This is a genomic window from Rhizobium terrae, from assembly GCF_003425685.1.
Classification (GTDB): domain Bacteria; phylum Pseudomonadota; class Alphaproteobacteria; order Rhizobiales; family Rhizobiaceae; genus Neorhizobium; species Neorhizobium terrae.
Window position 1 is genome coordinate 1 of the sequence record NZ_QJKM01000018.1, and the last position, 23,262, is coordinate 23,262.

The 23,262-nt window shown below is 63.9% G+C and carries 25 protein-coding genes; 18 read left to right on the forward strand and 7 right to left on the reverse strand.

All coding sequences use genetic code 11. The annotated features are described in order from the left end of the window. Positions 1 to 114 precede the first annotated feature (114 nt). On the forward strand, positions 115 to 975 hold the full coding sequence (locus DMO26_RS26870) for an AraC family transcriptional regulator (protein WP_117195408.1): 861 nt from the start codon (positions 115 to 117) through the stop codon (positions 973 to 975). Between the two features lie 100 nt (positions 976 to 1,075). Here DMO26_RS26870 and DMO26_RS26875 read toward each other — a convergent pair whose 3' ends face one another. Next, a complete protein-coding gene (locus tag DMO26_RS26875; protein WP_117195500.1) occupies positions 1,076 to 2,128 on the reverse strand; it encodes a DUF2336 domain-containing protein in 1,053 nt (350 codons plus the stop codon). Between the two features lie 686 nt (positions 2,129 to 2,814). On the opposite strand from DMO26_RS26875, the gene DMO26_RS26880 reads away from it, so the two are divergent. Further along, complete coding sequence (locus DMO26_RS26880) at positions 2,815 to 2,994, forward strand: hypothetical protein (RefSeq protein ID WP_117195409.1); 180 nt, start codon at positions 2,815 to 2,817, stop codon at positions 2,992 to 2,994. A gap of 12 nt (positions 2,995 to 3,006) precedes the next feature. Here DMO26_RS26880 and DMO26_RS26885 read toward each other — a convergent pair whose 3' ends face one another. Then, positions 3,007 to 3,585: a DUF1254 domain-containing protein gene (locus tag DMO26_RS26885; protein ID WP_117195410.1), complete on the reverse strand. Its 579-nt coding sequence runs from the start codon at positions 3,583 to 3,585 to the stop codon at positions 3,007 to 3,009. Next, on the reverse strand, positions 3,578 to 4,165 hold the full coding sequence (locus tag DMO26_RS26890; protein ID WP_117195411.1) for a DUF1214 domain-containing protein: 588 nt from the start codon (positions 4,163 to 4,165) through the stop codon (positions 3,578 to 3,580). Before DMO26_RS26890 ends, DMO26_RS26885 begins: the two co-directional genes overlap by 8 nt. Positions 4,166 to 4,290: 125 nt before the next feature. Between DMO26_RS26890 and DMO26_RS26895 the strand changes: the two genes are divergently transcribed. Then, positions 4,291 to 4,575, forward strand: coding sequence for a type II toxin-antitoxin system RelE/ParE family toxin (locus DMO26_RS26895; RefSeq protein ID WP_117195412.1), 285 nt, complete (start codon positions 4,291 to 4,293; stop codon positions 4,573 to 4,575). Further along, a complete protein-coding gene (locus DMO26_RS26900; protein ID WP_117195413.1) occupies positions 4,547 to 4,867 on the forward strand; it encodes a HigA family addiction module antitoxin in 321 nt (106 codons plus the stop codon). The genes DMO26_RS26895 and DMO26_RS26900 overlap by 29 nt, the downstream gene beginning before the upstream one ends. 5 nt (positions 4,868 to 4,872) lie before the next feature. On the opposite strand, the gene DMO26_RS26905 is transcribed toward DMO26_RS26900, so the two are convergent. Then, positions 4,873 to 7,116 (reverse strand): transglycosylase domain-containing protein, encoded by a 2,244-nt coding sequence (locus DMO26_RS26905; RefSeq protein ID WP_226951435.1) that lies wholly within the window; start codon positions 7,114 to 7,116, stop codon positions 4,873 to 4,875. A gap of 190 nt (positions 7,117 to 7,306) precedes the next feature. On the opposite strand from DMO26_RS26905, the gene DMO26_RS26910 reads away from it, so the two are divergent. The 9 genes from DMO26_RS26910 to DMO26_RS26950 all read left to right on the forward strand — a co-directional run bounded on the left by DMO26_RS26910 (position 7,307) and on the right by DMO26_RS26950 (position 15,670). After that, complete coding sequence (locus DMO26_RS26910) at positions 7,307 to 7,801, forward strand: YcgN family cysteine cluster protein (protein WP_117195501.1); 495 nt, start codon at positions 7,307 to 7,309, stop codon at positions 7,799 to 7,801. A 109-nt stretch (positions 7,802 to 7,910) separates the two neighbouring features. Then, positions 7,911 to 9,017 carry a helix-turn-helix transcriptional regulator gene (locus DMO26_RS26915; RefSeq protein ID WP_162895067.1) on the forward strand — a complete coding sequence of 369 codons (1,107 nt, stop codon included), beginning with the start codon at positions 7,911 to 7,913 and terminating at the stop codon, positions 9,015 to 9,017. Between the two features lie 35 nt (positions 9,018 to 9,052). Beyond that, positions 9,053 to 9,277, forward strand: coding sequence for a type II toxin-antitoxin system RelB family antitoxin (relB, locus tag DMO26_RS26920; RefSeq protein WP_117195415.1), 225 nt, complete (start codon positions 9,053 to 9,055; stop codon positions 9,275 to 9,277). Then, positions 9,261 to 9,533: a type II toxin-antitoxin system RelE family toxin gene (locus tag DMO26_RS26925; protein ID WP_117195416.1), complete on the forward strand. Its 273-nt coding sequence runs from the start codon at positions 9,261 to 9,263 to the stop codon at positions 9,531 to 9,533. Before relB ends, DMO26_RS26925 begins: the two co-directional genes overlap by 17 nt. A gap of 70 nt (positions 9,534 to 9,603) precedes the next feature. Further along, the gene (locus tag DMO26_RS26930) at positions 9,604 to 12,117 is read left to right on the forward strand and encodes a heavy metal translocating P-type ATPase (RefSeq protein WP_117195417.1); all 2,514 of its coding nucleotides are present in this window, start codon (positions 9,604 to 9,606) and stop codon (positions 12,115 to 12,117) included. After that, positions 12,114 to 12,584: a Cu(I)-responsive transcriptional regulator gene (gene cueR / locus DMO26_RS26935; protein WP_205421265.1), complete on the forward strand. Its 471-nt coding sequence runs from the start codon at positions 12,114 to 12,116 to the stop codon at positions 12,582 to 12,584. Before DMO26_RS26930 ends, cueR begins: the two co-directional genes overlap by 4 nt. A 115-nt stretch (positions 12,585 to 12,699) precedes the next feature. After that, on the forward strand, positions 12,700 to 12,900 hold the full coding sequence (locus DMO26_RS26940) for a heavy-metal-associated domain-containing protein (protein ID WP_117195418.1): 201 nt from the start codon (positions 12,700 to 12,702) through the stop codon (positions 12,898 to 12,900). A 596-nt stretch (positions 12,901 to 13,496) separates the two neighbouring features. Further along, positions 13,497 to 14,681, forward strand: coding sequence for a DNA/RNA non-specific endonuclease (locus tag DMO26_RS26945; RefSeq protein WP_117195419.1), 1,185 nt, complete (start codon positions 13,497 to 13,499; stop codon positions 14,679 to 14,681). Next, positions 14,678 to 15,670 carry a hypothetical protein gene (locus tag DMO26_RS26950; protein WP_117195420.1) on the forward strand — a complete coding sequence of 331 codons (993 nt, stop codon included), beginning with the start codon at positions 14,678 to 14,680 and terminating at the stop codon, positions 15,668 to 15,670. Before DMO26_RS26945 ends, DMO26_RS26950 begins: the two co-directional genes overlap by 4 nt. A 228-nt stretch (positions 15,671 to 15,898) precedes the next feature. Here DMO26_RS26950 and DMO26_RS26955 read toward each other — a convergent pair whose 3' ends face one another. After that, entirely contained in the window at positions 15,899 to 16,534 is a 636-nt protein-coding gene (locus DMO26_RS26955) for an outer membrane protein (protein ID WP_117195421.1), read from the reverse strand. A gap of 261 nt (positions 16,535 to 16,795) precedes the next feature. On the opposite strand from DMO26_RS26955, the gene DMO26_RS26960 reads away from it, so the two are divergent. The 3 genes from DMO26_RS26960 (at position 16,796) to DMO26_RS34550 (ending at position 20,339) form a co-directional block, all read left to right on the forward strand. After that, positions 16,796 to 18,133: an MFS transporter gene (locus DMO26_RS26960; protein ID WP_162895068.1), complete on the forward strand. Its 1,338-nt coding sequence runs from the start codon at positions 16,796 to 16,798 to the stop codon at positions 18,131 to 18,133. Positions 18,134 to 18,280: 147 nt separating this feature from the next. After that, positions 18,281 to 19,741 (forward strand): protein adenylyltransferase SelO, encoded by a 1,461-nt coding sequence (locus tag DMO26_RS26965; RefSeq protein ID WP_117195423.1) that lies wholly within the window; start codon positions 18,281 to 18,283, stop codon positions 19,739 to 19,741. Positions 19,742 to 20,210: 469 nt separating this feature from the next. Further along, on the forward strand, positions 20,211 to 20,339 hold the full coding sequence (locus DMO26_RS34550) for a hypothetical protein (RefSeq protein WP_404947090.1): 129 nt from the start codon (positions 20,211 to 20,213) through the stop codon (positions 20,337 to 20,339). A gap of 31 nt (positions 20,340 to 20,370) precedes the next feature. Here DMO26_RS34550 and DMO26_RS26975 read toward each other — a convergent pair whose 3' ends face one another. Then, on the reverse strand, positions 20,371 to 21,255 hold the full coding sequence (locus DMO26_RS26975) for a hypothetical protein (RefSeq protein ID WP_117195424.1): 885 nt from the start codon (positions 21,253 to 21,255) through the stop codon (positions 20,371 to 20,373). A gap of 440 nt (positions 21,256 to 21,695) precedes the next feature. Beyond that, positions 21,696 to 21,824, reverse strand: a complete 129-nt coding sequence (locus DMO26_RS34835) for a hypothetical protein (RefSeq protein ID WP_264319376.1) — start codon at positions 21,822 to 21,824, stop codon at positions 21,696 to 21,698. 242 nt (positions 21,825 to 22,066) lie between these two features. Between DMO26_RS34835 and DMO26_RS33880 the strand changes: the two genes are divergently transcribed. Both DMO26_RS33880 and DMO26_RS26985 read left to right on the forward strand, forming a co-directional pair. Next, complete coding sequence (locus DMO26_RS33880) at positions 22,067 to 22,219, forward strand: hypothetical protein (protein WP_162895069.1); 153 nt, start codon at positions 22,067 to 22,069, stop codon at positions 22,217 to 22,219. Between the two features lie 50 nt (positions 22,220 to 22,269). Beyond that, on the forward strand, positions 22,270 to 22,587 hold the full coding sequence (locus DMO26_RS26985) for a Dabb family protein (protein WP_117195425.1): 318 nt from the start codon (positions 22,270 to 22,272) through the stop codon (positions 22,585 to 22,587). Positions 22,588 to 23,262: the final 675 nt, after the last annotated feature.

The window sequence follows — 23,262 nt, forward strand, 5'->3', positions numbered from 1 at the left end:
CTCACCCTGCATCCCTCTCGACAATGCAGGATTCACCGAAATCTCAATCGTCATCTATTGCTCCTCTCAAAACAGAGGGGTCACTTCTTTATGCCGTCCGGGGGTCAATTGTGCATGTCGCCCGACATGCAGCGGGTGCTGGATCACATAGACCGGCATCTGGACGACGATCTGGACCTGGATGCGTTGAGCAGCGTCGCGGCCTATTCGAAATATCATTTCCACCGGCAGTTCACGGCGACCTTCGGGCTGTCCGTGCATCGTTATGTCCAGCTTGCGCGCATGAAGCGCGCTTCATACCGGCTGGCCTACGGGGATGCCCAAAGCATCACGGACATAGCGATGGATGCCGGTTACGATGCGCCGGACGCCTTCGCCCGCGCCTTTCGGCAACGGTTCGGGCGATCACCCTCGTCGTTTCGGAAATCTCCCGGCTGGGAGCCGTGGCTTGCCGCCCTCGGGCCTCTCGACAACGCAAGGAACAAGCTCATGCAGAAGACCTTTACGACTGACGACGTGACTATCCGCGACGTGCCCCCCACGCCGGTGGCGATCATCGAGCATCGGGGCGACCCGGCGACGCTCGGCGCCACCCTCCAGCGGTTCATCGCGTGGCGCAAGGCCGCCGGCCTGCACCCCAGGACAAGTCCGACCTTCAATGTCTGGCGTTCCGAGCGGCGTCCTGCGTCGCCTGCCGATTATAGCGTGGACCTTTGTGTCGGGACCGACCAACCGATCGAGGCGAACGGCGAAGAGATCAAAGCCGGCGAGGTCCCCGGCGGACGCTGCGCGGTGCTGCGCGTCGTCGGCAACACCGACAATCTGGAACCCGCCGCGCTCTACCTTTATCGCGACTGGCTTCCGGCCAGCGGTGAGGAAGCACGCGACTTCCCGCTCTATTGCCAGCGGCTGAGCTTCCTCCCGGAGGTGCCGGAGCATGAGACGGTGGCGGAACTGTTCTTGCCGCTGAAATAGCGCCCTCTGGCGGCCTGTCCCTTCCGGCTGCAGGAAGCGGACGGGCCGCGATCCACCCGATCTCAGTCTTCACGGTTCCCGGCCTGGATCGAAAAACGGCTCAGAGCGGCGCGCTCTGGCGCAGGCGATAGGGACCGGGCTGGCGCACACTCGCCGTGGTGCGGAGCGGCCGCAAGCCGTCTCGGGCATCTCCAGCCTGATTGTCCGCCTGCATCGGGTGCTGCTGCGGCTCGGCATAGGTATAGCTGTCGGCGCGGCGCCAGGCTTCGACCCGCTTGCCGCATTCGTCTTCGTCGAGCGCGTTCCAGAGGAGCTCGGCGCGGGTCATGCCGCCATGGGGAGTGCTCAGATGGTCGTAGAGCCGCTGCAGGATAAAGAGCGCGTCCTCCGCCGCCATCGCCAGTCCCTTCAGCGTGGTGGCGAGCTGCTGGCCGGAAATGTCGAGCATGATGCGCTCGGAAAGCCAGTGGCTGGCCGAAAGCGTATCGGCAAGCACGGTGGCGAACAGGCCGGTTTCGCGGTTGCGGGCGAAGCGCACCAGCAGCGCCTCCTGGATCGGCGACAGGTTGCGCAGGCCGAGCCGGTCTTCGGCCGGGCGGCTGACATGGCCGGCAAGCGCCTTGAGGCGCTGGCGCATCTGTTCCTCGCGGGCAAGGCGCTCGGCCTCGTCCACCATTTCCTGTGTCGGCCGCTCGCGGATCGGCTCGTCCGTCACCCGCGCCTCGCCGCGTCGGCCCGCGCGGTCGTGACGCAGGCCGACCAGCGCGTCGATGACGGTCGGTGACAGCGCTTCGCGCCGCACGATGGCGCGCGCATGCGCTTCTCCCTGCGTGCGGGCGATGGCGATCAGCGCGTCGTCGGTCAGGCAGGTCGAGGAGGTGAGGAAGGGGGCGGCGACCGTGATCGGCTGGCTGGCGATGAAATAGGCGACCGCCGGCGGCACGTTCTCGCATTGGGACAGGGCAGCGACGGCGTCCCGGCGGGCCGCTTCCGAGGAGGCGGAGAACAGCGGCGAGAAGAGTTCGGCAAACTGACGGAGTTCCGACCGCGACGGGTGCGGCAGGCTTTCGAAACTCGTCACGGTGGCCATCAGCACCACATCCTTCTTACGCATGGCCTGGGGCCTTTCAAGCTCTCGAAACTCGTTCGTCACAGGCAAACTCTTGATCCTACGCAATACAAATCCGAAAGGCGCTGCCCGCAGAGTGCCGCGAAGCGTTCAGGATCGCTGATCAGCTCACCCGGCGCGTCATCGTACCTTTCCTGGGAAACTCCCGGCGGCGTCGGCCCCATCACGCAGCTGTGAGAACAGCCGCCGGACGGGACGCCTTGGTTTAACCGGATGCTAACCCTTCGAGAGTTAACGGTCGGTGAAAACGGATCGTTTTGATACGCCTGTCATTTTTTGCAGTTCTATTGCGCCTGCCATTGACGGCCACGGCCGCCGGCGGTCCTGCCGGAGCCTGTGGAAACCGACGTGAACAAAATGACCGTGTCTGCGTTTTTGTTGCGGACAACAGAGAAGTACCAGTAGCAAGTGCTATATTAGCATTAGCACCTTGTTAATGCTGCTCTGGCTGAATTCATGCAGTAGCCGGCGAGTGTTGCCGGTTTTGAGTTCCGGATGGCCCATGCGTTCTCGGGGCCATCCATTTCCGGCCGGTTCAGGCGGAACCTGCCGTTCATGCCGAAATGTCCCTGCGCCTTCCCGACGAGGCGCACAGACGAGAAAGACGCGGATGCTCGGGTTATCCCGGGAAGCGTCGGCCCCTTCGAAAGTGGGCAGGGTGAGATCGGTCCGTCTTCATCCGTCTCGAATTCCTTAAAACGGAGACGAGCATGGCAGAGATCGTGGTATTGAACAGATGGCGCAGTGAACATGCGGCGCGCCGGCCGCAGATCAAGATCGGCGAGGTGAAGGAGGCAGGCCAGATTCTGCTGTTCACCGGCGTTCGTTACGAGCGTTTCGACGATCGGATGGACCGCAAGGCGGAAAACCACGCCGTCCGCGCCGAATAGCGGTCATCCCGCTCAGAACCGGCTTCTGGAGCGCCACTCGAAAGGCGCGCAGGTTGCCTGGGCCAGGAATTGCGACGCTACCTCGCTGTAACTCTGTTGCGGCGTCAGACTTCTCAAGACGACATATCCCTCCGCCTGTCTCGTCTCCACCAGGATCGATTGCGAAACCGCCCGCGGCAAGGCCTTGCGGAGCGCGGTGAGCTGCACCGGGGTCGCGATCACCACATCCAGGACGCCGCCGGCCGAGGTCCGGTCGTTGATGCTGAAGACCTCGTTGGAGGACGCATCGAAGACGGCCAGCGACCAGAAGGGGGCGCCGGGATTGGCGGCGGTCAGCCGCAGCGGTCCTTCGGAGACGTCGAAGGCGCAGACTGCCACGTCCATGAAGGGATCGTCCATTGCCAGCCCCGCCCGGTCCGGCGTCTCGCCGAGACGGTAGAAGCGGTGCATCTCGCCCTCGGCAAGCACCCGCGTATAGGCATCCTTCTCGCTGAATTCCGGCAGCAGCAGCACGATGACGAGATGCAGGAGCGCTGCGCCGATGACGCCGACGACGACGGCGAACAGGATCTGCAGCGCGAACCTAGGCATTGCCGCACCCGGTCTTTTCGATGCGCGGCATCGAGAGGTCGATTAGGCCGGAACTGCCGGCCGTCGGCGTGTCGAGCAGGGTGAGCGTCAGCCGGAACGGGCCGGCCGCCGGCGCCGCCAGCCAGTTGCCGGGCCTTGCCGTCGGGGAAATCGCGATATCGAAGGCACCCTCCTGATCGCGCAGCACGGTGCGGGAATTCAGTGCCGACGGCAGGTCGGCGCGGGACGAGGGCACGGCCGCCCCCGGTGTCGCGACGAACAGCGTCCAGAAACGGGCGGGCGGCGTGTGGCCCGTCAACCGATAGGAACAGTCGCCGGTGAGCCGCGCCCCGCTCTCGTCGACCGAGGCGGTGAAGACGAGGCCCTCGGCGCTCGCATAAAGCAGCTTTCCGGCATTCGCCCGATGGGATTTCGCGTAAGGATCGGCATCCGCGGTCTGGGCCCGCGGAAACGCCTCCCAGGCGCCGAGCTTGATCGCCCCGAACCCGATCGTCGCATCGAGCGCCACCAGCGTCGACCATATCCCGCCCCCAAAGGCGATCGTCAGAGCGATGGCGATGAGAAAGGGAACACGGAACAAGAGGGGCTCTTCGGGCTCTCGGGCAGATACATCAGAGGGTTAGCATTGATTGCGCCGAGGGGGAATGGGTGGAGATGAAACTCCCGGCATTGAATGCTATAACGTGATGCGTTATACTCCATTTCATGATCAGGGACTTTGCGGATCACGAAGTTGAGCGGATTTGGTCCGGCGTCCGGAGCCGCAAACTCCCATCGGACATTCAATCGGTTGCGTTGAGAAAACTGCGCCTGCTCAATCAGGCCCGTGTGCTGGCCGATCTCCGGGTTCCACCTGGTAACAGGCTGGAGAGTCTGAAGGGAGACCGCACAGGCCAGTTTTCGATCCGTATCAACGATCAGTGGCGCATTTGTTTCGTCTGGACTGAAGGAGGGCCTGCTCATGTCGAAATCGTCGACTACCATGAATGACAGCGACTGGTTGCCCAACCCGCACCCGGGGGAGATTCTCCTGGAAGAGTTTCTGAAGCCTATAGGCATCAGCCAGAATGGTCTTTCCCGTGCTATCGAGGTGCCGCCCCGGCGAATCAACGAGATCGTACTCGGCAAACGTTCGATCACGGCCGATACCGATCTACGGCTGGCGCGCTATTTCGGCATGTCTGAAGGATTTTTCCTGGGCCTGCAGGCCGATTACGACCTGATGCAGCGCCGCCGGGAAATCGGCGAAGAACTGAACCGCATCGCGCCGCGCGCGGCTTAGCCACTCTACCGCCGCAGTTCCGCGCTGGCCGGCTTCACCGTCGCGACCGGGTTGCGTGCCGGCGTTTCGCTCGTGGCGGCGGGAACGGTCGCTTCCGCCACCCTTGCCGGCGCCGAGGAGAGCGGGGCTGCGCTCTTCAGGCTGTCGGCGATCTGTTTGAGCAGGCGGGTGGATTCGGCCGAAAGCGAGCGGGGGCGGACGAGGGCCTGCAGCACCGTCGGTTCGCTGCCTTCCTTCTTCTTCGCGACTGGGCTTCCCTTGTGGTCGCCGGTCGGCAGCGGGTTCTGGATGCCGGGGATGGCTCTGAGCTCGATGCCCTGGTGGGCGTAGTCCATCACCGTCTTGAAGGCCATGGCCGGCAGCGAGCCGCCGGTCATGTTGTTCATCGACGTGAAGTCGTCGTTGCCGAACCACACGGCGGTCGTGTAATTGCCGGTGAAGCCGATGAACCAGGCGTCGCGATAGCTCTGCGACGTGCCGGTCTTGCCGCCGGTGACGATGCCGCCGTCCAGCGCCGCCTTGCGGGCCGTGCCGATGACGGGGATCTGCGTCAGGATGCGGTTCATCGACGACGTCGCCTTTTCCGACAGAACGCGCCTGGCCGGCGGTTCGTCCCGGTTGAAGTCGTAGAGCACGTCGCCGCCGTATCCGAGAACCTGTTCGATGCCGTGGCGGCGCGACTGCATTCCGCCCGCCGGCATGACGGCATAACCCGTCGCCTGGTCGAGTACGGTGACTTCCGAGGTGCCGAGCGGAATGGTCTTGTCCTTCCTGAGCGGCGTCTCGATGCCGAAGGCCTTGGCGGTCTGCACGATCACGTCGGTGCCGAGCACGTCCTTGGCAAGCCGCACCGGGACGGTGTTCAGCGACTGCGCCATGGCGGAAAGCAGCGTCACCTTGCCCTTGTAGGAGCGGCCGTAGTTCTGCGGCGACCAGCCGTTCCAGGTGATCGGCGCGTCCGAAATGGTCGATTCGGGCGTGTAGCCGTGCTCCATCGCGGCGGAATAGGTATAGAGCTTGAAGGACGAGCCCGGCTGGCGCAGTGCCTTGGTGGCGCGGTTGAACTGGCTTTCGCCGTAGTCGCGGCCGCCGACCATGGCGCGCACCGCCCCGCCGTTCTCGATCATCACCATGGCGCCCTGCTTGACCTTGTAGCTCTCGCCGTATTCGCGCAGGCTCGATTCCATCGCGGCTTCGGCGGCCTGCTGCAGGCCGGTGTCGATCGTGGTGCGCACGATGACGGAATGTTCCTTGATCTTGCCGGCGGCTGCGAGCCGCTGCACCTCGTCGAAGGCCCAGTCGAGGAAGAAGTCCGGCGCCTTGGCATCCGCCCGGTCGATGACGCTTGCGGGACTGCGCCTTGCGCCGATCACCTGGCCCTCGGTCATCAGGCCGCTCTGCACCAGGTTGGAGAGAACCTCGTTGGCGCGGGCGCGGGCGGCCGGCAGGTTGACATGCGGCGCGTATTTCGCCGGCGCCTTGAAGAGGCCGGCCAGCATGGCGCTCTCGGCGAGGTTTACCTCGGTGATGTTCTTGCCGAAATAGAACTGCGCCGCCGCCGCCGCCCCGAACGTGCCGGCGCCCATATAGGCGCGGTCGAGATAGAGCGACAGGATCTCCTTCTTGGAAAGGTTCGCCTCCAGCCACAGCGACAGGAAGGCCTCCTTGATCTTGCGCTCGATGGAGCGCTCGTTCGTCAGGAACAGGTTCTTGGCGAGTTGCTGGGTCAGCGTCGAACCGCCCTGCACGACGCCGCCGGCCTTGGCGTTCTCGCTCATGGCGCGGGCAAGGCCGAAGAAGTCGATGCCGAAATGATCGAAGAAGCGGCGGTCTTCGGTCGCCAGCACCGCCTTGATGAGATGATCCGGCAGCTGGTCGATCGGCACCGAGTCCTCGTGGATGATGCCGCGATGGCCGATCGTATTGCCGTAGCGGTCGAGGAAGGTGACGGCGAAATCGCCGCGATTGCGCCAGTCTTCGTGGGTTTCCTCGAAGGCCGGCTGGGCGAGCGCGAGCAGCAGCACGAAGCCGGCGGTGCCTAATGTCATCGCCTCGCCGGCGAGTTCGAAGCCGACGCGCTTCCAGCCGCGCACGCGAAAACGGCGGGAAAAGATGGTGATCTCCTCCCAGATTTCGCCGAGCCGGAAGCCGAGGTTCCAGACGGTGGAATCGATCCAGGAATCGATGCGCAGCAGAAGGTGGCGCCTGCTGCGCGGCCTTTCGTCAGGTGACTTTGGCTCGTCCTGCACCGGTAAAATCCCCGCCCTCTGGTGAGATGTGCTTGACGCCGTCCCGCGCAGGGATCAAGAGCATGAGCGTCTCAACCGTTATTCAGCAATAGCTGACAAATGGTGTATGCGCGATAGCGAAATCGCAACAGGGTAAAAGGGCGGCTGGAGCAATTTGTTCCATTTTGCCGCAAACGTGATTGCCGCAACCATGCCGATACCGAATGATCAGCCTTTCTGGAAGACCAAGCAGCTTGAAGAGCTGAACCAGGCGGAGTGGGAAAGCCTCTGTGACGGCTGCGGCCTGTGCTGTCTCAACAAGCTCGAGGACTGGGACACGGGCGAGGTGGCCTTCACCTCCGTCGCCTGTCGGCTGCTCGACGGCGAAAGCTGTCGGTGCAGGGATTACGACAACCGGCAGGCGACCGTGCCGGACTGCATCCAGCTGACGCCTGAGAGCGTGCGCGAGATCACCTGGCTGCCGCCCACCTGCGGCTACCGCCTCGTGCGCGACGGCGAGGACCTCTACTGGTGGCACCCGCTGGTCTCCGGCGATCCGGAGACCGTGCATCAGGCCGGCATTTCCGCCCGCGGCCGCACCGTCAGCGAAACCGAGGTCGAGGTGGAGGACTTCGAAGATTACCTGGTGGACTGGCCGCTCTCCGTGGGCACGCCTGTGGTAGACAAGAAGCAGTCCTCCACCTAAGTATTTAGCCGAATATACGCGGCCGCGATGAGCGATTATTCCTTGCATCGTGTCCGAGACTTTCGATGCAGGTATTCTCGATGGCAATGCGATGACGGCGGAAGGGACGTTGGCAGACCGCCTCTATGAGGCAGCTCTTGTTCCCGAATTGTGGACTGAGACCTGTGAGAGGCTGGCCCGGGAAGCCCGGTCCGATACCGCTACGATCTTCACGGTCGATACCCGTGGCAATCATCGTTATGTGACGACGCCGAACATTGCCGAAGGGTTCGCCCAGTTCGTGCAGAGCGAACACAGGCTGAACAATATCAGGCCGTTACGGGCCATGGAGCGCTTTCCCTTCTCCTTCGCCAGGGATATCGACCTTCTCAGCAGGGAGGAATTCGAAAAGGACGCCATCCGCCGCGATTTCATCATTCCCGGAGGAATGGAGTGGGAGGCCGGCTGGGCCTTCCAGGAGCCGACCGGGCATATCATCGTCATCACCCTGATGCGCGCCAACGGGCGGGACCATTTCAGCACCGATGAACTGGCCCGGCTCGATCTCCTGAAGCCCGACCTTGCGCGCGCCGCCTATATTTCGTCGAGGCTTGCTTTTAACGAAGCGCGGTCGATGACCGAGACCCTCTCGATCCTGGGGCTGCCGGCGGCGGTGATCGGCGACGACGGTCAGGCGATCGCCATGAACCGGGAGATGGAGGCCCTGTCGCCGCGCATCCGCACCGGCGCCGGCGACCGGCTGGTGTTGGAGGCCCCCGGCGCCAACGCCCTGCTGGACGAGGCGATCCTGCGCTATACGGCCGAGGCCGTCCCGGTCGTGCAATCGGTACCGCTGATGTCGCGCGACGCCGCGCCGGCGCTGATTCTGCATCTCCTGCCGGTGCGCCGCGCCGCCCGCGACATCTTTTCGAGATCCATGGCGATCCTCGCCGTCACGGCGGTCGGGCGGGTGGGGCCGCCGGACATGCGGGTGCTCTGCGGCCTTTTCGACCTGACGCCGGCCGAAGCGCGCGTGGCCCGCGGCATCGCCATGGCCCAGACACCGGAAACGACCGCCGCCGCCCTCGGCATCTCGCTCGAAACCGCCCGCTCGCACCTGAAGAGGATCATGCAGAAGACCGGCACCTCCCGCCAGGCGGAACTGGTGCTCCTCCTCTCCGGCCTCTCGGCGCCGACTTTCGGCGGCGGGGCTGGAGGTGGCGAAGAGCTTCCATGAGTGCTATATGTGTATAGCACTCATGGAGAATGATTATGCTTGCGCTTCGGCTGCCGCCCGACATAGAAGCCCGCCTCGATGACCTTGCACGGCTGACCGGCCGCAGCAAGAGTTACTATGCGCGCGAGGCTATCCTTGCTCATCTCGATGATCTTGAAGACATTTATCTTGCTCAGCAGCGGCTGGAAAGCCTGCGGCGGGGAGAGAGCGGTAGCGTGCCTTTGTCCGAGGTCATGAAACAGTATGGCATGGAGGATTGAATTCCAGCGCGATGCCGAACGCGATCTTTCCAAACTCGGTCACGAGAATGCGCAGAGGGTTTTGCGCTTTCTTCATGAACGCGTCGCGAGGCTCGAAAACCCTCGTTCGGTCGGTGAAGCCTTGAAAGGGCCGGATCTTAGCGAATTCTGGAAGTTCAGGGTCGGCGATGTCCGTATCATAGCCGACATTCAAGACGACATCGTGCAAATTCTTGTTGTCCGCATCGGCCATCGCCGTGAAATTTACCGTCGGTAAATCCGGAATTGACCTCTTGACCTTCCCATGATGGGAAGCTCCACATAGGGCGGGAAAGTGAGAAACCGCCATGAACCAGACCGTAAAACCGATCCGCAAGGCCGATCCGTTCACCATTCCCGTCGAGGGCATGACTTGCGCCTCCTGCGTGCGCCGCGTCGAAAACGCCGCCGCCAAGGTTGCCGGCGTCGACAGGAGCGCGGTGAATTTCGCGACCAGGAAGCTGACCGTCGAGTCGGCCGAGGGCTTTTCGCCGCAGGAACTCGAAAAGGCGATCCGCAAGGTGGGCTACGAAATCCCGCCCGGCGCCATGGATCATGCATTGCGCGAGGCGGGCATGCTGCCGCCGGCGATGCAGGCCGGGCATGAGCATCATCACGGCCAGGAAGCCGGTCATGCTCATGCGTCGCATGCCGATACGGCGGGACAGGGCGCAGGCCGTGTGCATGCGCCCCATGCCGGGCACCACACAGCCCACGACCACGCAGGCCAAGGCCATGCGGGCAATGATCCCGCAGGCCAGAACCATGCCGGCGGCCATGACCACATGCATATGCACAAGGGGGAGGAGGGGGCGCTGAAGCGCGATCTCGCCATCGCCTTCGTGCTGACCTTGCCGCTCTTCGCGCTGGAGATGGCGAGCCATATCTACGATCCGTTCCACCACTGGCTGATGGGCGTCGTCGACACGCAGAACCTTTATTACTTCTATTTCGTCCTGGCCACGGCGGTGATCTTCGGGCCGGGCTTCCGGTTCCTGCGGATCGGCCTGCCGGCGCTCCTGCGCGGGGTGCCGGAGATGAATTCGCTGGTCGCCATCGGCGTTCTGGCCGCCTATCTCTATTCGCTGGCGACGACCTTCGTCCCGGACCTGCTGCCGGAAAGCGCCCGCTTCGTCTATTACGAGGCGGCGACCGTCATCGTCACGCTGATCCTGTTCGGGCGGCTGCTCGAAGCCCGCGCCACCGGCCGCACCGGCGAGGCGATCGAAAAGCTCGCCAACCTGCAGGCGAAGACCGCGCGCGTCGAGCGGGACGGCAGGGTGGAGGATATTCCGGCCGGCGAAGTCGTGGTCGGCGATATCGTCGTCATCCGCCCCGGCGAGCGCATTCCTGTGGATGGCGCCGTTATCGACGGCTCCTCGAATGTCGACGAATCGATGATATCGGGCGAGCCGCTGCCGGTCGAAAAGGCCGTGGGCGCTACGGTCGTCGGCGGCACGATCAATCGGACGGGCTCCTTCCGCTTCCGTGCCGAGAAAGTCGGCCGCGACACTATGCTGGCCAGCATCATCCGCATGGTGGAGCAGGCGCAAGGCTCCAAGCTGCCGATCCAGACGCTGGTCGACCGGGTGACCGCCTGGTTTGTGCCGGCGGTGATCGTCCTTGCCGCGCTGACTTTTGCCGTCTGGTTCCTCGTCGGGCCGGACCCGGCCTTCACCCACGCGCTCGTCAACGCGGTTGCGGTGCTGATCATCGCCTGCCCCTGCGCCATGGGGCTTGCCGTTCCGACCTCGATCGTCGTCGGCGGCGGGCGGGCGGCGGAACTCGGCGTTCTCTTCCGCAAGGGCGAGGCGCTGCAGGAACTGCGCAACGTCTCGCTCGTCGTCCTCGACAAGACCGGAACGGTGACCAAGGGGCGGCCGGAACTGACGGATTTCGTGGCGGCCGAAGGTTTTGCCGGGGACGAGGTGCTGAAACTGGTGGCAAGCGTCGAGGCGCAGTCGGAACACCCGATCGCCGAAGCGATTGTCAAGGCGGCGGAAGCGAAGGACCTTGCGGTGCCGAAGGCGGAGAACTTCTCCTCTGTCACCGGCTACGGCATCGAGGCGGCCGTCGAGGGCCGCAGGATTGCCGTCGGGGCCGACCGGTTCTTGGAAAAACTCGGCCTTTCGGTGGAGGATTTCGCCGAAGCCGCCGCGCGCCTCGGCGACGAAGGGAAAACGCCGCTCTATGCCGCGGTCGACGGCAGGCTGGCTGCGGTGATCGCCGTCGCCGACCCGCTGAAACCCGGCAGCCGCGATGCAATCGAGGCATTGAAGGCGATGGGCATCGAAGTGGCCATGGTGACCGGCGACAATCGCCGCACCGCCGAAGCGATTGCCCGGGCTGCCGGCATCGGCAAGGTCGTCGCCGAGGTGCTGCCGGAAGGCAAGGTCAAGGCGATCCACGAGATGCGGACCGGCGGGCGGCAGAGCGGAAGGCTCGCCTTCGTCGGCGACGGCATCAACGACGCGCCGGCGCTTGCCGAGGCCGACATCGGCATCGCGATAGGCACCGGCACGGATGTGGCGATCGAAAGCGCCGACGTCGTCCTAGTCGGCGGAGAACTCGCGGGCGCGGTTTCCGCGATCGCCATGAGCCGGGCGACGATGACCAACATCCGGCAGAACCTGTTCTGGGCCTTCGGTTACAACGTGGCGCTGATCCCGGTCGCCGCCGGCGCGCTTTATCCCGCCTTCGGCTGGCTGCTGTCGCCGATGATCGCCGCCGGCGCCATGGCCTTGTCCAGCGTCTTCGTGCTCGGCAACGCGCTGAGGCTGAAGGCCGTCAGGATCGAAGCCCAGGGAGGACAGAGACGATGAACATAGGCCAGGCATCCGACGCATCCGGCGTTTCCGCCAAGATGATCCGCTATTACGAGGAGATCGGCCTGATCCGGCCGATGGGCCGCACCGGCAACAATTACCGGGTCTATGGCGAGGAGGAGGTGCATGTCCTGCGCTTCATCAAGCGGGCGCGCTCGCTCGGTTTTTCGCTCGAGGAGACCGAGACGCTCCTGAAACTCTGGCAGGACAAGAGCCGCGAGAGCGCCGCCGTGAAGGAGGTTGCGACCGCCCATATCGCCGATCTCGAACGGCGCATCGCCGAGATGCAGGGCATGGTGAAGACCTTGAAGCATCTGGCGCATTGCTGCGGCGGCGACCACCGCCCCAACTGCCCGATCCTCGATGATCTAGCCGGCGACAGCTCGGCACCCGGCGACAGCTCGGCATCCGGCGGCGATGCGCCATTGCCGGCGTCGCGCCGGAAGACAAAAAAGGTCGCCTGACCTGCCGTCGGCCGCCGAACGAGTAGGCCGACGATAATTTGCCTTTTGACCTTCCTCCTGCGGGAAGGATGAGAAACCATCCACCAACGTCAATATTCTCGTCGGAGATTCCTGAATGACAGCGACTTTCACCGTGCCGGACATGACCTGCGGCCATTGCGAAAAGACCCTGCGCGGCGCGCTTGCCGAAGCGTTGCCGGGTGCCGCCGTCTCGATCGATCTTGCCGTTCACAAGATCGTCGTCGAGGGCGATGCCGCCAAGGCCGAGGAGGCGATCCGCGAAGCCGGCTATTCGCCGGAGAGACTGGCGGGCTGAGGGGACCTGACCCTCGACCGGCCTGCGCGGCGATCGGGCGACCGGCCGCCGGATGCGTGATGGACGCGCGGAAAGCGCGGCGGCGGAACTGCCGTCCTCGGACGTCCGGCCATGAATGCCGTCCCCCGTTTGGAACTGGCGCCCCTTCCATCAACGCGGCCGTCCGCACCGGCCCGGCTCATGCCTGGGCGGGTGCGGATGCTTTTCGATCTTGTGATCGCGGCTGGTACCGCGCCTGCGACCCGGCGGATGGTGCGGACTTCCGATTCGAACCGTTCTTCGAAGGACCGGACGACCTCTTGTGGTTCCGGCGTTACTTGTTGCAGAAGAATTTGAGAGCAACCTATTGTAGAATTTCTTCGGTTATGCTTTATTTCTGTCGGGGTAATTTTCATAAAGCATTGCAGATCACGGAACATGTTGCGCGCCTGCGCTTCGGCTTGGGTGATGCGGTTCGCGGCTTGAATTTGCGACGGAGCAGGCATTCCGGTGCCTGAGTGGTATTGCGTATCGAATATCCGGGCCGCGGATATCGGGGGAGGCGATGTGCAAGGATATCGGGGCCGGCCGCACGGCCGCGCTGGGGACATAGACCCATGGATCGTACGGGCACTGCGCATCGGCTGACGGCATTGCGGAGCTTCCTCCTGGCGGCGGCGCCCGTCATGGTTGCGGTGGCGACGGCCGCAGCGGCGATTGCCAGCGCCCCCGGCAATACCCCGCCGCTGACTGGCGACCAGCTTGAGGGTCTCGCGGAGTGCACCGAAGCTCTGGAGACGAAGCATAATCCCGGCATTGTCGCGAGACAGGAAGGCCGCAAGCCCTATTGCTTCACCAAATATCTTAGCGATTTCGACACGCGCAAGGTGCTGGTGGCGCCGGATCGCCGGGTGTCCATGGGGGTGCCGCGCTGGGTGATCCAGCGCGTCGAACCGCTGCAGGGCGGCCAAGGGACGGCCGAGGCGTTCGCACGGCCAAGCTCGTGGTACACGATCCCGGCGCTCGCCGCCACGCAGCAGGCCCCTGAAGACGACAGCTACCGTTTTTCCAAGAAATTCCGCGAAGCGCACGGCAACTGGTACGAGCGGGGGCATCTCGCTCAGAAATATCTGTCCGAGCGGCCGCCGGAGGACGATCTCGTGGGGCGCAACCCCAAGCTTCCCGACGATGCCGGCTCCGGCTGGTTCACCCACAATCTCGCCAATGCCGTCCCGCAGCGGGCGCGGTTCAACAAGGGGCCGTGGCTGACGCTGGAATGTTATACCGGCGCCTGGGCCAATCGTTACGGTGGCGTCTGGATCGTCAGCGGACCGATCTTCCTGAACGGCCGCCCGACGGAATGGATGAAATCGGATCGCCACAAGGATGCGATACCGGTGGCCGTGCCCGACGCGCTGTTCAAGGTCGTGGTGCGGATCAAGCCGATGGAAGACGGGACGCCCGGCCCGGAGGACGGCGAGAAGCAAGCCCTGGCCTTCATCTATCCGCAGGATTCGCGCGAATACCGGGAAAAGAAGGCCTGGAACCCGGCCGGCTACCTCACTTCGCTGTCGCAGGTCAGGAGACTGACGGGCGTCGACATCCTGCAGGGACAGGGTGCGGCCTTCGCGGGCGGTCCGGAGGCTGTTCCCCTGAACGAGCGGCCGGCGGATGCCACACCCAGAGAGACGGGTGGCGCTTCTCCGGTCGATTCCCGCAACGCCATACCCCTTACAATCTGGCAGGTGGAGCGACGTGATTTCGATCCGTCCTGCCGCCGTTTTGCACCGGAGCAATCATGAACGAGGATGACGTCTTGCCCGAAAACGATGGGGTCCAGGAGCCCGGCGCGATCGCGGAGACACCGCCGAATCCGACCATTACGGTCAGCGAGAACCTGCGGCAGGAAGTGGCGGACGCGCTGGTCCTGCTCGATTTCGTGGTCTCGACCGGCTTCAAGTCGGTCGACGGAACGGCGCTTCCCACCGCAACGCTGACCGGTATCAAGATGTTCGCCGCGCTGATCACCCCTCGTGGCGACCAGAAGCCCGACAGCATGACCATCCCGTCCTCCGCCTGGGTGGAGTTCGAGCTGAACTACATGGCCCTGACGCTCTACACGGCGCCGGTCACCGTCGAAACCCTGCGCAATACCGCGCCCCGGCCGCTTGCCCGCCACTCCGATGCCCAGCGGTTCGCCCGCATCCTGTGGGGCTGGACGGGTGCCTTCGTGATCGGCATCATCATCATCGAATGGGCGCTTGACTGGTACGGTCCGGGCGTGGACGGCAATGCGGGTTATTTCAACACCGTGCTGCAGCTCGGTTCCATCGTCCAGCCCTATCTCTACGGGGGTCTCGGGGCCTGTGCCTATCTGCTGCGCTCGGCCCACACGTTCATCTATCAGCGGAGCTTCGATCTTCGTCGCGAGCCGGAATATTTCAACCGCATCCTGCTCGGATCGGTGTCCGGCGGCGCGATCATTCTCTTCATCGACACGATCACCACCGATTCGGAGGACACGGTCCAGCTCAGCTCGGCCGCTCTCGGCTTTATCGCCGGCTACAGCAACGACTTCCTCTTCAACACGATCGAGCGGGTGATGAACGCCATCCTGCCCAAGGTCGGCATAGCGACGGTTGCCCAACGCCAGCCGAGAGCCTCCCAGCCGATCGACATTGACGCAGGCGGGCTGACGCTCAAGGACCTGCTGGACCGTTACCAATCCGCCCAGGGCGCCGACCGCGATCTCTACAAGGGGCTGATCGACAAGCTCAGCAGCAAGCTTTGAGGACATCCGGCGCGGTGTCGTCCCTGAGAACCGGGTTCGGGTGGCGTGGCGGAAGCCGGTGGGTTCCTTGGGTCAGGATCGCATCCGCATGCCAAAACGTTCGGACGCCGTTGACCGGCTGCCGACGGAAAAAAACCGCCCGGAGCGGTGCTTCGGGCGGTCCTGCGAACGCGGCGGAGGAGATCGCCGCGCCGCAATCTCGGAGGGTGCCGCGATGCCCCGGATACGTCAGAATTTCACGGCGATGCCGACATTGATGACGTGCTGGTCGAAGTCGAAATCGGTGCCGCCAAGGCTTCCGTCGCCGAAATTGTTGTATCGATATTCGACGCGGCCGAAGACATTGTCCGTGAAGGCATAGTCGAGGCCGCCGCCGATCGTCCAGCCGTGCAGCGTGTCATCATCGTCGATTCCCGGACCGTCCACATTGGCGTTGGTGGCCGTCCAGCCGCCGGCCGCGAAGATCAGCGCCCGGTCGAAGGCGTAGCCGACCCGGCCGCGCACCGAACCGGAGAAGCCGGTATTGATGTCGATGCCGCCGGCATAGCTGTTCTCGTTCCAGTCATAGTTCACGTCACCCTCGACACCGGCGACGAAACCGTTCGAGAACTGCCAGTTGTAGCCGACGAAGCCGCCGAACCGGCCGCCGTCGAAATCGTCGGAGCCGCCGATAAAGGCCGCCGAATCGGCGTTGCCCCAGGCATAACCGCCGTGAAGACCGACATAGGGGCCGGCCCAGGTGAACACGGGCGCGGTTTCGACCGCCGCCGGCGCTGCGGGAACGGATTCCACCGCATCTGCGGCAAAAACGGCGGAAGAGGCGGTCATGGCGGCCGTCGCTGCAAGAATGAGAAGAGCCTTCATGGATATTCCCTCCGATATTGGTGAAAGGGAAATAGTGCAGTCGGCTTGCAAAGCTATGGCTAAAATACAACAGGATGCAAAAACTGGATGATTTTCATAATGCACTGAAATCAAAAGAATTTTATTAGGGTTCTTGCTCTTGACCTCAAGTGCGCTTGAGGTTGTAGCGTCCCGACATCGATAAAAGCGGGTAAGGGAAGCGGCGTGTACCAGGACAGGAACGGGGATTGGTCGAGCCTCATGAGAGGTCGGCAGGCGGGGATGCTGGGATTGATCTCGGCGGGTATCGGGCTGCATGCCTTCAACCAGTTCGCCATCGTCGCGGCCCTGCCGCCGGCGGCCGATGAAATCGGCGGCACGGGCTGGTTCAGCTGGGCCTATACGCTCTATTTCCTCGGCTCGATCGCCGGCGGGACGGGAGCTGCAGCACTCAGGGACCGGCTGGGAGCCCGCGTCGTGCTGCTGCTCTCGACACTCGTCTTTGCCGCGGGCGGGCTGCTCGCGTTTGCTGCGCCGGCTTTCGGCTGGATCGTCGCCGGTCGGCTTCTGCAGGGTATTGCCGACGGATTGATCGTGGCGATCTGCTACAGCCTCATTCCCGCCAATTTTTCGAGCGCGCTGATCGGCAAGGTGTTTGCCGTCGAGGCAATCGTCTGGGCGGTTGCCGCCCTTGCCGGGCCGCTTGCCGGCGGACTGCTGACGGAAGCCTTTTCCTGGCGGGCCGCCTTCCTCTCCGTCTCCCCTTTCGTGTTGCTGCTTGCGGTCTTTGCTGTGGCGGCGAAACCGAGGGTGACGGAAGCGGCGCCGGTGCCGCTGTCGCTGCCGACGATCGGGCTCTGCCTTGCCGCCTCCTTCGTCCTGTCGCTCTCTTCGGTCACGACCGAAGGCATTGTTCAGGCTGTGGCGATCGGAGCGGGCGCCGGGCTTTTCCTGCCGGCGCTGAAGCTCGACGGGCGGATCGGCCCGAAACTGTTTCCGGCCGGCGCCTTCGGATTGGGATCGGTGCTGGGGCGCGGCTTCTGGGTTCTGCTGCTGATGTCGGCGAGCCATTCCGTCGGCAGCGTCTATCTGGCGCTGATGATCCGCTCCGTCTTCGACTTCCGGCCGGCGGTGGTGGGCTATATCGTCGTCATCATGGCGCTGACCTGGAGCGTGGTCGCGGTCCTTGCGAGCCGGGTTTCGGCGGCGGTGAGGCGGGAGCGGTGGATGCAGGGGGGCCCGCTCTTCCAGTTCGTCGGCTTTCTCTGCCTCGGCGCGGCGTTTGCGACCGGATCGATGACCTTGCTGCTGGCGGGCCAGGTGGCGATCGGCACCGGCTTCGGGCTCGCCTGGGCGAATGTCAACCAAGCCGCGATGGAAGCGGCCGACCGTGCCGAACGGGACCTGACGAGCGCGCTTCTGCCGACGGTCTCAACCGCCGGATATGCGATCGGCGCCGGGATCTCCGGGATGATCGCCACCGCGACCGGGCTGGTAGAGGCGCTCGGGCGGGATGCCGGCGGCGGGCCGGCGCTGTGGCTCTACGGCACGGCGGCAGCCGGTGCGCTGGCGACCTTCCTGCTGGGGCTCGGCGTCCGGCTGCGGCAGCAGGAAGGCTGAAACGCCCGCAATGCCGAAACGCCCTATGCCGAAACGCCTGTCGCACTGAAACGCCCCCAAGGCTGAAACGAAAGCGTATTTTTCTTGTTCGGCAGGCGGGGTTCCCCATATTGGGGAAAAGCCCCGCCGAGGCGCAAGGAGACTTCCGTGTTCCAGTTCGACAATTCCTATGCCCGCCTGCCGGAGCGGTTTTTCGCCTCGGTCTATCCCGAGCCCGTCGAGGGGCCGAAGCTCCTGAAGTTCAACGAGGAACTGGCCCGCGAACTGGGCATCGAGGCGGATTTTTCGGACCCCGCGAGGCTGGCGGCGATCCTGGCCGGCAATGTCGTGCCGCCGGGCGCCATGCCGATCGCCATGGCCTATGCCGGCCACCAGTTCGGCAATTTCGTGCCGCAGCTCGGCGACGGCCGGGCGATCCTGCTCGGCGAGGTGGTGGACGGCCGCGGCACGCGCCGCGACATCCAGCTGAAGGGGGCGGGGCCGACGCCCTTTTCTCGGCGCGGCGACGGGCGGGCGGCGCTCGGGCCGGTGCTGCGTGAATATATCGTTTCCGAGGCGATGCATGCGCTCGGCGTACCCGCGACGCGGGCGCTGGCGGCGGTGGCGACCGGCGAGCCGGTCTATCGCGACCATGTGGAACAGGGGGCCGTCTTCGTGCGGGTGGCCGCAAGCCATGTGCGGGTCGGCACGTTCCAGTTCTTCGCCGCGCGGGGCGACAACGACGGGGTGAAGCTGCTCGCCGATTACGTGATCGGGCGGCACTATCCGGAACTCGCCGGGAGCGGAAACCCTTATCACCTGCTGCTGCGGGCGATGGCCCGGCGGCAGGCGGGGCTGATCGCGCAATGGATGGGCATCGGCTTCATCCACGGCGTGATGAACACCGACAACATGACGATCTCCGGCGAGACGATCGATTTCGGCCCCTGCGCCTTTCTCGATGAATATAATCCTATGAAAGTGTTTTCCTCGATCGACGAGATGGGGCGCTACGCCTATCGCAACCAGCCGGGCATCGGCCAATGGAACATCGCGCGGCTGGCGGAATGCCTGCTGCCGCTGCTCGACAGCGACGAGGACAAGGCGGTGGACATGGCGAACGCGGTGCTGAAGGAGTTCGGCGAACGGTTCCAGAAAGCCTGGCTCGGTGTGTTCCAGTCGAAGATCGGGCTTGCGCTCGAGGCGGACGGCGACGGCGAACTGGTGCAGGAATTGCTGGCGGCCATGCACGAGGGGGAGGCGGATTTCACGCTCGCCTTCCGGCGGCTGGCCGATGCCGCCGAAGGGCGCGACGACGGTTTTCTCGCCTGTTTCAAGGCGCCGGCCAGGCCCCGCGAATGGCTCGACCGGTGGCGCGAAAGGCTGGCGGAAGAGGCATTGTCCGCGGAGGCGAGGGCGGCCGCCATGCGGCGCTGCAACCCGGCCGTCATTCCCCGCAATCACCGCGTCGAAGAGGCGATCGCCTCGGCCAATTACGGAGATTTCAGCGTTTTCGAGCGGCTGCTGGAGGCACTGGAGAAACCCTTCGAGGAGCGGCCAGACTTTGCCGAGTTCATGACGCCGCCAACCCCCGAGGAACGCGTGATGCGGACGTTCTGCGGGACGTGACGGTTCGCAATTAGCAACTGCCACCAACTCGTAGCCGGGGCTCAACACTTCGGGCTGAAACCGCCCATATCATCATTCCTCGCGGCATCGGCTGTGCGTGTTGGCCGAGAAATGCTATAGTCATTCCGTTCATAGGTCGCGCGAAGTGTCTGAGCTGGCCGACTACCGTTCAAGAGTTTGTTGAGTTCAGCGGTACGGGATCTGGATAGCCCGACTTTTTCAGCAAACCGCGGCCATCGGTCCACGGCCATTCGCACTTGCTCTATAACATCCTTGGCATCTTGATCCGAGATCGAAGCTCCTCTGGCGACCGCCAAGAGGTGAGGCATTCCAGAAATCATACAAGGCCTTCTGCGTCATCCGCTGGCCGAGACGGAGGGACGGCCGACCTGCGCCCGCTGCTCGCGCGACCTGCTGGGAGATCCGGCGTCAGCGCTTCAAGTGCAAGGCCTGCCGCCGCGAATTCTCGATGACCACCGGGACGGTCTTCGCCTTCCGCAAGATGAGCTTCCAGGACATCCCGGCGGCCCTCTGGTTCTCGGTGAACGGCGTCAAGGGTAAGAGCGCCCTAGTGATCCAATGCGCTCAAGCCCCATAGAGTCTGGTGGCAGTTGCTACCGCGTGACGGTTCACCCGATCGCCGTCACCTCCGCGCCCTGCGAGCGGAGATCGTCGAAAATGCCGTAAGGGTCGGACATGAGGCCGACCGGCATGATGACGAAGGCGCTTGTCCCCTCCGGCAGTCTGGTTATGCGTTCGACGAAAAGCGCGTGCAGCCGGTCGATATCCATGAAATCGGTCGGGGTCAGGATGCCCTTCGCGGTGATTTCGGCGCCGAGACGGGCAAGCTCCCCGCTTTTCCGTTGCTTGTAGAGCGTGTCCATATGGGCGCCGATCGGGCCGATGCGCCGGCGCAGGTCGAGAAGATGGGTGATTGCGACAGCGCCGACAGAATTGACCGTTTCGGCATCCAGCGGCTTCTGCGCCGCCTTGATTTCCTCATCCGAGGCGAGCGTCTTGACGTCGCGGCCTGCGGCGACCGCGTAATTAGCGAGCGCATAACCGATGCTCGGCTCCTCGGGCGAATAGCCCTGCTGGCCTTCGCCGAGCAGCAGGATGCTTGCCGCAAAACCGGGGATCTTCTCGATGTCGTCCTTCGCCGGCGAAGTGGTGAGGATGGCCGCAAGATCCTCCCGATAGGGCGGCGGCAGGGTGGGAAGGACCGGTTTCAGCTCGCTATTCCGGAACGTGGTGTTCGCGAGGGTGAGGCTCGGGTTCATGTCGATCAGGACCCGTTTCGTCGCGTCGATCAGCTTTTTCCCTTCCGCGGTCATTTCGGGGAGGAAAGTGGCGCGGGTGCGGGCGTAACCGAAGAAAATCAGGTCCCGCGCCGGCAGGCGCGCGCGCCAGAAAACCGCATGTTCCAGATCCGCGGCGAAGGCGGGACGGAGAGTGGGCAGGCCGGCCAGGGACAGGAGGCTGAGGGTCGCGAACCGGCGTCGGGTGATCTGCATTACGGCCTCCCATATGCCGTCAGGCCCCTGCCGCGACAGCGCCAACATGATCGCCCTCTCAACTGCGGCGGGAGAGATTTGTTCCGGCGGCCGGAAGGCGGATGGATCGGGAAATGCATCCAAATAGGAAAATAATCCTTGACGGCGTGACGATGGTTTGGTAAGGTTCTGTCATCGTCGAAGCATTGCGCCGATGGGCGTGCCGCGCTCCACAAGCAGGGCTGGGTGGCGCATGCGGGGCGGCTTGCGGACGTGGGGGGTCAGATGTGCGATTTCGGCTCGGACGGACCGTCGTCAGGCCGTTCGCCCGACCGCCTGGGCGCTTGGTCTGGACGCTGACGGCACTGATGCTGGACGGGGAAGGCGAGCCGCGCGTGCGCGGGCGTCTACAGTGTTTCCTGGCGCCGGAGCCGGCGCGGCTCGCGAGGTTCAGGAAGATGTCAGCGCTGGTTTGCCGGCTGCGGCGGTGCGCTGTCGCGGATCTGTTTCCACTCGGATTCCAGACGTTCGGCGACATGCTGGGGGATCGGCTTGGAAGGGGTTACCTTGACCGGCTGCTGCATCATCATGATCTCCTTGTTTATTAGAAGGCCGACATGAACGTCGCGCGCTGCCGTTGGTTCCACATCGTTGCGGCAAAGTAAATCGGTCTCTAAGGGCTTAAAACGATTTAGTTTTTCTAAACCGATTGAAAGATCGGGATAAATTCCGGAACTGGTGAAGCGGTAACGTTACTGCGGCCGCGGATGGGCTTGGTCTCCTCATGCGGGGATGGGGCCCTGCCCATTCGGCCTGGCCGGGGAGGTTGCGGATGCAACCGCAAGCGTTGGGTCCGGATATGATCGAATTGCCGAACCTGCGGGCATTATGGCCATTAACCGCGACGTCTTCTTTGAAATTCTCGGATGCGGCTGACCATCGGCCGGCGGCCGGCGATTTTGTCGCGCCGCAGCATGAAGATTGAAGCGCGCTGTCGTGCGTGATAGCGAGGCCTGCTCATCGCGCGGAGGTCTCATGATACGCCATATCGTATTTTTCACGGCGAAGCCCGAGAACATTGACAGGGTGCGGGCCGGGCTTTCCCTGCTGACCGAAAACCCGCATGCAGCGGTGCTGGAGATCGGCACCAACATGAAGACCGACCTGTTCGGCAACGAGGTCGACTTTGTCGTCTACGGCGAATTCGAGGACGAGGCGGCGCTTGCCGCCTACAAGGCGCATCCGGTCTATCGGCAATCGATCAACATCGTCCGGCCAGTCCGAGAGATGCGGATCGCTGCCGACTACGATTGTACGACGGCAGCGAAAACTGTCTTCCCGCTCGTTCGGTGACCGGCGGCCTTAGCGGCCCGCACGGGCGAAGACGCTGCTGTCGGGCAGACCTATCGCCGCGAAAGGATATACAGACAATGAAATCTGTGTCCCACCTTCCGTAATTGCCGCGCGAGAGCGAAAGGCCGTGACCGCAGAAGCCCGTGGCCGAGAAGCGAAAAACCGTGCGGCGCGTGACATTGCGCTGGCGCCCGGTGTGCCAACCGATGCTGAGGCATTCTTGCGACAAGATTTATACCAATTACTGAGAAGCGCCTCCGTCTTCTATTGCCTCACAATACTGTCGTTGATCGCCCGTACCTCCGCGAGTTTTTCCGTTTGGCTCTCGAATGCACATGGGGAGGGGATCAACCGCGAGGCGGACTTTGACAGGATCGCGGGACTGGCTGCGTAGCGCGAGGAGCTTTCGGCGCGGGTCGGGAGGGCGACGTTCCCGAGCGCCGAGGAGAAACGCCAGAAGGTCGATTACTGAAAATTTCATGCGGTTGGGTGCTTGTCGGGCGGGCCAGCGAAGACTTGAAGTAACTTCGGAAGTCGCTTGTTCAACTTGCGAACGAAAGACCGCAAGCGATTCTGAAGCCTGGCGGAAATTGCCTTTGACGATCCCGGACGAGGCATAAGGAAAGGTATCAGCGGCCGGTTGGATCCGGCCGCGCCCCGTCGGATTATGCGTAC